Origin of the sequence: Streptomyces adustus (genome assembly GCF_009377175.1) — a bacterium.
In the GTDB taxonomy this organism is placed as follows: Bacteria; Actinomycetota; Actinomycetes; order Streptomycetales; family Streptomycetaceae; genus Streptomyces; species Streptomyces adustus.
In genome coordinates, this window is the sequence record NZ_VJZD01000335.1 from 1 (window position 1) to 8,373 (window position 8,373).

General features: G+C 70.7%; 8 protein-coding genes. 1 reads left to right on the forward strand and 7 read right to left on the reverse strand.

Annotated elements, in window-relative coordinates:
* The 4 genes from FNH09_RS42265 to FNH09_RS49265 form a co-directional block, all read right to left on the reverse strand.
* Window positions 1-388, reverse strand: a 388-nt coding sequence (locus tag FNH09_RS42265) for an ATP-binding protein (RefSeq protein ID WP_162469919.1), incomplete at its 3' end; no start/stop codon positions are given.
* Between the two features lie 109 nt (window positions 389-497).
* Complete coding sequence (locus FNH09_RS42270) at window positions 498-2,051, reverse strand: ABC transporter substrate-binding protein (RefSeq protein WP_162469920.1); 1,554 nt, start codon at window positions 2,049-2,051, stop codon at window positions 498-500.
* Between the two features lie 319 nt (window positions 2,052-2,370).
* Window positions 2,371-3,714 (reverse strand): metallophosphoesterase, encoded by a 1,344-nt coding sequence (locus FNH09_RS42275; protein WP_162469921.1) that lies wholly within the window; start codon window positions 3,712-3,714, stop codon window positions 2,371-2,373.
* Window positions 3,715-3,736: 22 nt separating this feature from the next.
* The gene (locus FNH09_RS49265; protein WP_238427428.1) at window positions 3,737-3,976 is read right to left on the reverse strand and encodes an SCO4848 family membrane protein; all 240 of its coding nucleotides are present in this window, start codon (window positions 3,974-3,976) and stop codon (window positions 3,737-3,739) included.
* Between the two features lie 91 nt (window positions 3,977-4,067).
* Between FNH09_RS49265 and FNH09_RS42280 the strand changes: the two genes are divergently transcribed.
* Entirely contained in the window at window positions 4,068-5,366 is a 1,299-nt protein-coding gene (locus FNH09_RS42280) for a D-alanyl-D-alanine carboxypeptidase family protein (RefSeq protein ID WP_338017849.1), read from the forward strand.
* On the opposite strand, the gene FNH09_RS42285 is transcribed toward FNH09_RS42280, so the two are convergent.
* The 3 genes from FNH09_RS42285 to trpS all read right to left on the reverse strand — a co-directional run bounded on the left by FNH09_RS42285 (window position 5,320) and on the right by trpS (window position 8,227).
* Window positions 5,320-6,234: a YihY/virulence factor BrkB family protein gene (locus FNH09_RS42285; RefSeq protein WP_152895170.1), complete on the reverse strand. Its 915-nt coding sequence runs from the start codon at window positions 6,232-6,234 to the stop codon at window positions 5,320-5,322. The two genes, FNH09_RS42280 and FNH09_RS42285, sit on opposite strands and share 47 nt — an antisense overlap.
* Window positions 6,235-6,448: 214 nt before the next feature.
* Window positions 6,449-7,045, reverse strand: coding sequence for a 2'-5' RNA ligase family protein (locus FNH09_RS42290; protein ID WP_162469922.1), 597 nt, complete (start codon window positions 7,043-7,045; stop codon window positions 6,449-6,451).
* Window positions 7,046-7,213: 168 nt separating this feature from the next.
* Window positions 7,214-8,227, reverse strand: a complete 1,014-nt coding sequence (gene trpS / locus FNH09_RS42295) for a tryptophan--tRNA ligase (protein ID WP_152895172.1) — start codon at window positions 8,225-8,227, stop codon at window positions 7,214-7,216.
* Window positions 8,228-8,373: the final 146 nt, after the last annotated feature.

Here is an 8,373-nt window from a genome sequence, read left to right on the forward strand (position 1 = left end):
GGACCAGCGCCCACACCGTCTTGCCGTGCCGGCCCCGGCCCCACACCCCCCAGGCGGCGGCGACCCGCTCCACGAGGTGCAGGCCCCGACCGGCCTCCGCGTACTCCCCGACCACCCGCAGCCGAGGCTGCACCCGGCCCTCGTCGGACACCTCGATGAGACAGGAGCCGTCGGCGAGCGCGGTCACCGCCACCTCGAACTCCCGCTCCTGCAACGGCCCGTGGCGTACGACATTGGTCGCGAGCTCGGACACCAGCAGGACCGCGTCGTCGAGTGCCGGCTCGCCGGGCGAGTGCCCCCAGTCGGACAGGTGGTCGCGCACCCGGCGCCGGGCGAGTCCGACGGACGCCGGATGCCGGGGCAGCCGGAAGGAGTTGCGTCTCATCACGTCTGCTCCCCGTCCCGCGCACAGCTTCGCCACAGAGTGCCGCGTGGGGTGACTGCCCGCCGGAGCCCCGGTCCAAGCAGGGTCCATGGGTCCGGGCCGGGCGCGATGGTCAGATCCAGGTCAGCCGCCAGAGCCGGAACATGCCGTTTCCGTCCGAGAGGTACTGGCCGCCGCCGACGTCCTCGGTGCTGACGACGTACTCCTTGCGCTGCCACAACGGGATCAGCGGTACGTCGGCCGCGACGTCCGCCTGGAGCGCCCGGAAGTCGTCGCTGACCCGGCTGCGGTCGGCGGTCTGCCGGGTGGCGAGGATGAGTGCGTCGACGTGGCTGTTGCGGTAGCCGGTGTTCATGGTGCTGCCGGTGCCGACGAGCGGGGCGGCGAAGGTGTCCGGGTCGGGGTAGTCGGCGACCCAGCCGACGGCGTACGCGTCGAGCCGGCCGGCGGCCCACCGCTTCTGGAAGTCGGTCCACTCGTACCCCTTGACCGTCACCCGGAACAGGCCGCCGGTCTCCAGCTGGCGCTTGAGCTCCGCGGCCTCCTCGGCGGCGGCACCGCTGCCGCGGGCGTAACCGTAGGTGAGGCGGATCGGGGTGCTCACCCCGGCCGCGGCCAGCAGCCGCCCCGCCCGGGTCGGATCCGGGCCGGGGTAGGCGTCGAAGAACGAGGTGCTGTGGCCGGTGATACCGGCCGGGATCAGCGAGTACAGCGACTCGACGGTGCCCGCGTACACGGTCGCGGCGAGCCGGTCCCGGTCGACCAGCCAGGCCAGGGCGCGCCGGACGCGGGGATCGTGCAGCGGGGAGCCCGCGCGGGTGTCGAGGTAGAGGTTGCGGGTATCCGAGCCGTCCGCCTCGAAGACCCGCCGGTCGGGGTCGCTCGCCGAGAGACCGGCGAGGAACCGGGGCGGCAGCTGCCGTCCTGCGACCTCGACCCGATGGGCGTTCCAGGCGCTCTCCAGCGCCCCGGCGTTCTTGTAGTAGCGCAGTTCGACGGGCCGCCCGATGCCCAGGGCGCCCCGGTACCGCTCGTTGGGCGCCAGGACCGCCGTCCGGCCCTTCGTGTACGACGACAGGGTGTACGGTCCGCTGCCGTCGACGTCGGAGCCGGTGCGCAGGGCGTCCGCCGGATAGCGCGCGCTGTCGACGATCGAGCCCGCTCCGGTGGCCACCTTGAACGGGAAAGTCGCGTCGGATGCCGACAGATGGAAGGTGACGGTCGAGCCCTGGGCGTCCACCGAGGCGAGGGTGGAGAACAAGGAGGCCGGCCCGACCGGTGAATTGATCTTCTTGATCCGGTCGAAGGAGAACTTCACGTCCGCCGCGGTCATCGCGCGACCGTCGGCGAAGGTGACGCCCTTGCGTAACGTGCACGAATAGGTGTGTAAGCCGCCGTCCGAGAAGGAACAGCTCTCGGCCGCGTCCGGCACGGGTTCGCTGCCGCCCGGCTCGAAGGTGAGCAGCGACTGGAAGACATTGCTGTACAACGCCCAGGATCCGGCGTCGTAGGCGCCGGCCGGGTCGAGCGACGTGACGTCGTCCGTCGTGCCGACCGTGATGGGCCGGTCGTTGCCGCTGTTCGACGGCAGCAACTGCCAACCGCCGGCCGCGACCGCCGCCAGCACGAGCAGCGTCGCCAGAACTCTCCCGCGAACGGATCGCACGGTGCCCTCCCCAGGCGCCCCAGCGCAATGCCGCTCCTCTCGGGGCCTGCCGAGCAAACCCTGGCGGCGCCGTCACCCAACCACAGGTGATTCCGGTGGGGAAAGGGAATTCAGGTGAGATTCCGGTGACCGGAGAAAGAACATGGAGGCGGTTATTCACGACGGGTTCCACAGGCTTCTCGCAAGACGCTGGTGGAAGCCGGAAATCCGCTGCGGCAAAGCGTTCCGGACCGAATTCGGATCATTCTCGATCCGATCATTCTCGATCCATGTCAGGCTTGATTCGTGCCGGACTTGATCCGTGTCAGGCTTGATTCGATCAAGCTTGCTTCGACGCCAATTCGATCACGGTGATGTCCGAAGGCGCGCCCACCCGAGTCGGCGGCCCCCAGGCGCCCGCGCCCCGGGAGACGTACAGCTGGGTGTCGCCGTAGCGCTCCAGGCCCGCCACCGTCGGATTGGCCTCCGCCGCGATGAAGTTGCCGGGCCACAGCTGACCGCCGTGGGTGTGGCCGGAGAGCTGGAGGTCGACCCCGTACTCGACCGCCTGATGGATCTGGACCGGCTGGTGGGCCATGAGCACGCACGCGCGTGCCGGGTCGCGGTCGTCGAGCGCCTTGGCGAAGTCGGGCCCTTGGCCCTCGCTCTCGCCGCGCAGGTCGTTGACGCCGGCGAGGTCGAAGTACGGCATCTCGGTACGGGCGTTCTCCAGAGGGTGCAGGCCCAGGCGGCGGACCTCCGCCACCCACTGCGCGGCGCCGGAGAAGTACTCGTGGTTGCCGGTGACGAAGAACGACCCGTGCCGTGCCCTCAGTTGCGCGAGGGGTGCCGCGGCCGGGCCCAGGTCCTTGACGCTGCCGTCGACCAGGTCGCCGACGACCGCGATCAGGTCGGGCTGGGTCGAGTTGATCGTGTCGACGACCGTCCGGGCGAAACCTCGGCCGAGGATCGGGCCGAGGTGGATGTCGCTGACGACCGCGATCCGGTAACCGTGGGCGGCGCGCGGGAGTTTGGCCAGCGGGACGGTGACCCGCTTGACCCGTGGGCCGCGCAGGACGTCGTAGGTGCCGTAGCCGACCGTGCCGACGGCCGCCGCGGCCGCGGCGCCGCCCACGACACGGGAGACGAAGAGACGACGGGAGGGCCCGGCGGACGGCTCGTCTGACCCGGGGGATCCCACGGGGGCGGCGGAGACCGCGATGTCGGCGGAAGCGGGAGCCGCGGAATCCGGGAGTCCGGCCTGCTGTGTGCCGGCCTGCCCGGTGTCGGCCTGCTCGGTGTCGGCCTGTGGCGCGGACGCCGGTACGGTCTCGCGGCGTGGTACGGCCACGGCGGCGTCCGCCCGCCGGTCGAGGAAGCGGCGCAGCAGGGGACGTACGGCCTCGCCGGCCAGCAGCGCGAGCAGCAGGTAGATCGACAGGGCCAGCCACAGGAAGCCCGGCCAGGCCAGCGTCCGCTGGAGCCAGAAGGGGGCCCCGGCGCGCTCGGCGACGAGGGCGCCGACCGCCAGCGCCCAGCCGCCCGCGATGACGAGGGCGCCCGCGCGGCGCGCGCGACCCGGTCCACGGGTCGTGTCGCGGAACAGCCGTTGCCACAGGTAGCGGTTGACCGCCACCAGCACGCCCAGAACCGTCAGGGCGAGCAGCGCGAAGACGATGACCACGATGCCGTATCCCCTGTGTCCGTTATGGCGTGCGGCGCAGTGCGCGCAGTCCGCGCAACCCGATGAGCCCGATGGCCGTCCCCCATGTGAAGGAGGCGACGGCGAGCGCCAGATGCACCCAGAAGTACGCGGTGGGATGCCCGTCGTCGAACGCGAGCCCGCTGACGTCCTTGACCAGGTTCTTTACGAAAGTGACCCAGATGACCAGACTCCACACCCCGAAGGCGAGCAGGAACCAGGAGACCCGGCGGCTGAGCTTCATGCGTTCAGTATCGCCGCCCGGTGTCCGGTTCCGTGACCGGGGTGGGGTGGCTGCTGGGACTTCACGGGGTGTGGCATGTACGTTCTCGATCGTGCCCGCACCTCATACGACCGTCAGGCGATCCCTGCTGGTCGCTTCCGCGACCGCTTTGTCCCTCGCGCTGACCGCGCCCGCCTCCTTCGCGACCCCGAGTCCGTCGACGAGCCCGTCCACGAGCCCGTCCGCGAGCCCGACGCCCACTCCCCCGGCGAACATGTCGCGCGTGGGCGGTGAGCGGCTCGGCCGGGCGGGCGCGCAGGTCGATCTGGGCGCCGGTGCCCCCGTACTGCCGAAGGACCTGACCGCGCGCTCCTGGATCGTCGCCGACGCCGAGTCCGGCGAGGTGCTCGCCGCGGCCAACGCGCACTGGCGGCTGCCCCCGGCGAGCACGCTGAAGATGCTGTTCGCCGACACCCTGCTGCCGAAGTTCCCCAGCGGCGAGAAGCACAAGGTCACCACCGCCGACCTGGCGGGCATCGGGTCCGGCTCCAGCATGGTGGGGATAAAGGAGGAGGAGACCTACACGGTCCGCGATCTGTGGCTCGGTGTCTTCCTGCGCTCCGGGAACGACGCGGTGCACGTGCTGTCGGCGATGAACCAGGGCGTGGACAGGACCGTCGCGGACATGAACGGGCACGCCGAGGAACTCCAGGCGCTCGACACGCATGTGGTGACGCCGGACGGCTACGACGCCGCGGGGCAGGTGTCCTCCGCCTACGACCTCACCCTGTTCGCCCGCTCGGGGCTTCAGAAGAAGGACTTCCGCGAGTACTGCTCGACCGTGCGGGCCAAGTTCCCCGGCAAGACGTCGAAGAACGACAAGGGCAAGACGGTCCGCGAGACCTTCGAGATCGAGAACACCAACCGGCTGCTCAGCGGCGACAGCGATCTCTCGGTCTACCAGGGCATCGCGGGCGTCAAGAACGGCAACACCACCAACGCGGGCGCCACCTTCACCGGTGTCGCCGAGCGAGGTGGCCGGGTGCTGCTCGTCACGGTCATGCACCCGGGCAAGGACGAGCACAACGAGGTCTACAAGGAGGCGGCGAAGCTGCTGGACTGGGGCTTCGCGGCGGCCGGCAAGGTACGGCCGGTGGGCGAGCTGGTGGCGCCGAAGGGCTCCGCCCAGTCCATCGCCCAGCCGGACGCCACGGCCTCCGCCCCCGGGGCGAACGACGGCACCGGACCCGGCGCGGGATCCGCGAAGTCGGCGGCCGCGTCGTCCGGCGGCTCCAGCGGGATGGGGATCGCGTTCGCGATCAGCGGCGGACTGCTGGTGCTCCTGGCGGCCGGCGCGTTCCTGGTCAACCGCCGCTGGCCGCTGCCGGATCTGATGCGCCGCCGCCGCTGACCTCGCCGCCGGCCTCGGCGGCCGCGCTGTGCGTCGCCGTCCAGGCGGCGCAGAACAGCAGCAGCTTCGCGGTGAAGTTGATCCACAGCAGCAGGGCGACGGGCACCCCGAAGGCGCCGTACATGCTCTTGGTGGCCACGCCCTGCATATAGCCGCTCAGCAGCAGCTTCAGCAGCTCGAAGCCGACCGCGCCGAGCAGCGCGGCCACCAGGAGCCGACGGCGCCGCGGCTCGACACCCGGCAGCAGGGTGAGGAGATAGAGCAGCAGCAGGAAGTCGGCGAGCGCGGAGACGGCGAACGCGGCAACCCGCAGCAGGACGTTGCCCCAGCCGTGCTCGTCGAGCCCGAGGCTGCGGGCGCCCCAGCCGACGGCGGACGAGGCGAGGGTGGACGTGCCGAGCGTGATCATCAGGGCGCCGCCGAGACCGACGAGGACACCGGCGTCCTTGACCTTGCGCAGGAGGGGGTTCTCCTCGCTGTCGGGCAGCTCCCAGACCGCGCGCAGACAGTCGCGCATCTGGCCGACCCAGCCGATGCCGGTGACCAGCAGCAGGGCGGCGGCGATCAGACCGACGGTGCCGGCGTTCTGGATCAGAGCGTCGAGGTCAAGCTGGTCGGAGATGCCGGGGACCTGCTCGGCGATCTTGCCCTCGATGGCCTTCTGCCGTGCGGGGCTGAGGGTGGCGGCGGCGATCGCGGCGCCCACCGTCAGCAGCGGGAAGAGCGCGATGAAGCTGATGAAGGTCATCGCGGCGGCCAGTCTGGTCCACTTCACCCGGTCCAGACGTTCGTACGAGCGCCAGGCGTGCGTGGCCATCAGGCGCGTGACCGCCGGCCCGATCCCGGGGAGCTTCTTCAGCCAGTCCATGATCCGACCTGCCCCTTTTCGCTGTCGCCGTGCCCGTGCCCGAGGTCCTCGTGAAGGAACACCGATGTCCTCGTACCCCGTGAGCACGGGATCGTGACCGGCGCCACGCCGACGGTTGTCCCATCGACGGGGAAAGGGGGTGCGTGCCGGGGTCGACGCGCCCGGCGACGTGGGCGTTGCGGCAGGATCCGCCGGACAGGCCCTGGCGGGCGCCTCAGCGGGCCGGGAGGGTTCCCTGTTCCACGTGGGTGTGCTGTTCCGCGGGCGGGCTCTGCGACGGCACCATCGAGCCGCCGAAGGGGAACTCCCGCAGTTTGCGCCACACCCCGTCGGGACCCTGCTCGTACAGGGCGAAGCCGGTGCACAGCCAGTCGGCCTCGTAGTCGGCGAGCTCGTCGAAGGCGCGGTCCATGGCGGCGTCGTCGATGCCGTGCGCGACCGTGACGTGGGGGTGGTACGGGAACTGGAGCTCCCGGGCCACCGGCCCCGAGGCGGCGCGGATCTGCTGCTGGAGCCATGCGCAGGACTCGGCGCCCGCCACGACCCGCATGTACACCACCGGCGACAGGGGCCGGAAGGTGCCCGTGCCGGACAGCCGCAGCGGGAAGGCCCGGCCGATGCCCGCGACCTCGACGAGGTACGCCTCGACCGCGGGGACCAGCGCGCCGTCGATCTCGGTCGGGGGCAGCAGGGTGATGTGCGTGGGGATGGCGTGGGCCGCGGCGTCGCCGAAGCCCGCGCGCAGCTGCTGGAGGGCGCTGCCGTGAGGCTCCGGGACCGCGATCGACACTCCGATCGTTACGGTCCCCACGTCATCTCCTGTCGTCGTGTCGGATGTGCTCGGCACGTGCCGGTGGTGTGCCGGGTTTGTTCTCAGCCGTCCGGCTTCGACTGTACGGGCACGACCACGATCTGGGCAGGCGCAGCCGTAGTGATGTGCAGCGCTCCGCTCGATCGTGCGTGTGTGCGGTGGTGCGCCTCAGTGCTTGGCGGGCAGGAAGCCGACCCTGTCGTACGTCTGGGAAAGGGTCTCCGCGGCGACCGCGCGCGCCTTCTCCGCACCCTTGGCCAGGACCGAGTCGAGCGTCTCCGGGTCCTCCAGGTACTGCTGGGTGCGCTCCCGGAACGGCGTGACGAACTCGACCATGACCTCGGCGAGGTCCGTCTTGAGCGCGCCGTACATCTTGCCCTCGTACTCCTGTTCCAGCTCGGCGATCGACCTGCCGGTGAGGGTGGAGTAGATGGTGAGGAGGTTGCTGACGCCCGGCTTGTTCTCGGCGTCGTAGCGGATCACGGTGTCCGTGTCGGTGACCGCGCTCTTGACCTTCTTCGCCGTCGCCTTCGGGTCGTCGAGAAGGTTGATGAGGCCCTTCGGCGTGGACGCCGACTTGCTCATCTTGATCGACGGGTCCTGGAGGTCGTAGATCTTCGCCGTCTCCCGGAGGATGTACGGCTTCGGGATGGTGAAGGTCTCGCCGAAGCGGCCGTTGAAGCGCTCGGCGAGGTCGCGGGTCAGCTCGATGTGCTGGCGCTGGTCCTCGCCGACCGGGACCTCGTGGGCCTGGTAGAGCAGGATGTCGGCGACCTGGAGGATCGGGTACGTGAACAGGCCGACGGACGCCCGGTCGGCGCCCTGCTTGGCGGACTTGTCCTTGAACTGGGTCATCCGGGAGGCCTCGCCGAAGCCGGTGAGGCAGTTCATGATCCAGGCGAGCTGGGCGTGCTCGGGGACGTGACTCTGCACAAAGAGCGTGCAGCGCTCCGGGTCGAGGCCGGCCGCGAGGAGTTGCGCGGCCGCCAGGCGGGTGTTCGCGCGCAGCTCCGCGGGGTCCTGCGGGACCGTGATCGCGTGCAGGTCGACGACCATGTAGAACGCGTCGTGGGACTCCTGGAGGGCCACCCACTGGCGGACGGCGCCGAGGTAGTTGCCGAGGTGGAACGAGCCTGCGGTGGGCTGGATTCCGGAGAGCACGCGGGGTCGGTCAGAGGCCATGCTCATCATTCTCTCAGGTCTCGTGGTGCGGTCCGGAACAGGTGGGGAACTGATGGAGGAACGGGCCGGTCACGGGAGTTGCGGAGCCCGTGTCGTCGAGAGGCTCGCCGGTCCGGAGCGCATGGAGGGGACGGAGGGGGAGGGAT

What these genes read in the sequence shown, in the direction of transcription:
- FNH09_RS49265 (WP_238427428.1), bottom strand. Translation starts at nt 3,976, where the DNA reads ATGAAGCTCAGCCGCCGGGTCTCCTGGTTCCTGCTCGCCTTCGGGGTG.
- FNH09_RS42285 (WP_152895170.1), bottom strand. Translation starts at nt 6,234, where the DNA reads ATGGACTGGCTGAAGAAGCTCCCCGGGATCGGGCCGGCGGTCACGCGC.
- trpS (WP_152895172.1), bottom strand. Translation starts at nt 8,227, where the DNA reads ATGGCCTCTGACCGACCCCGCGTGCTCTCCGGAATCCAGCCCACCGCA.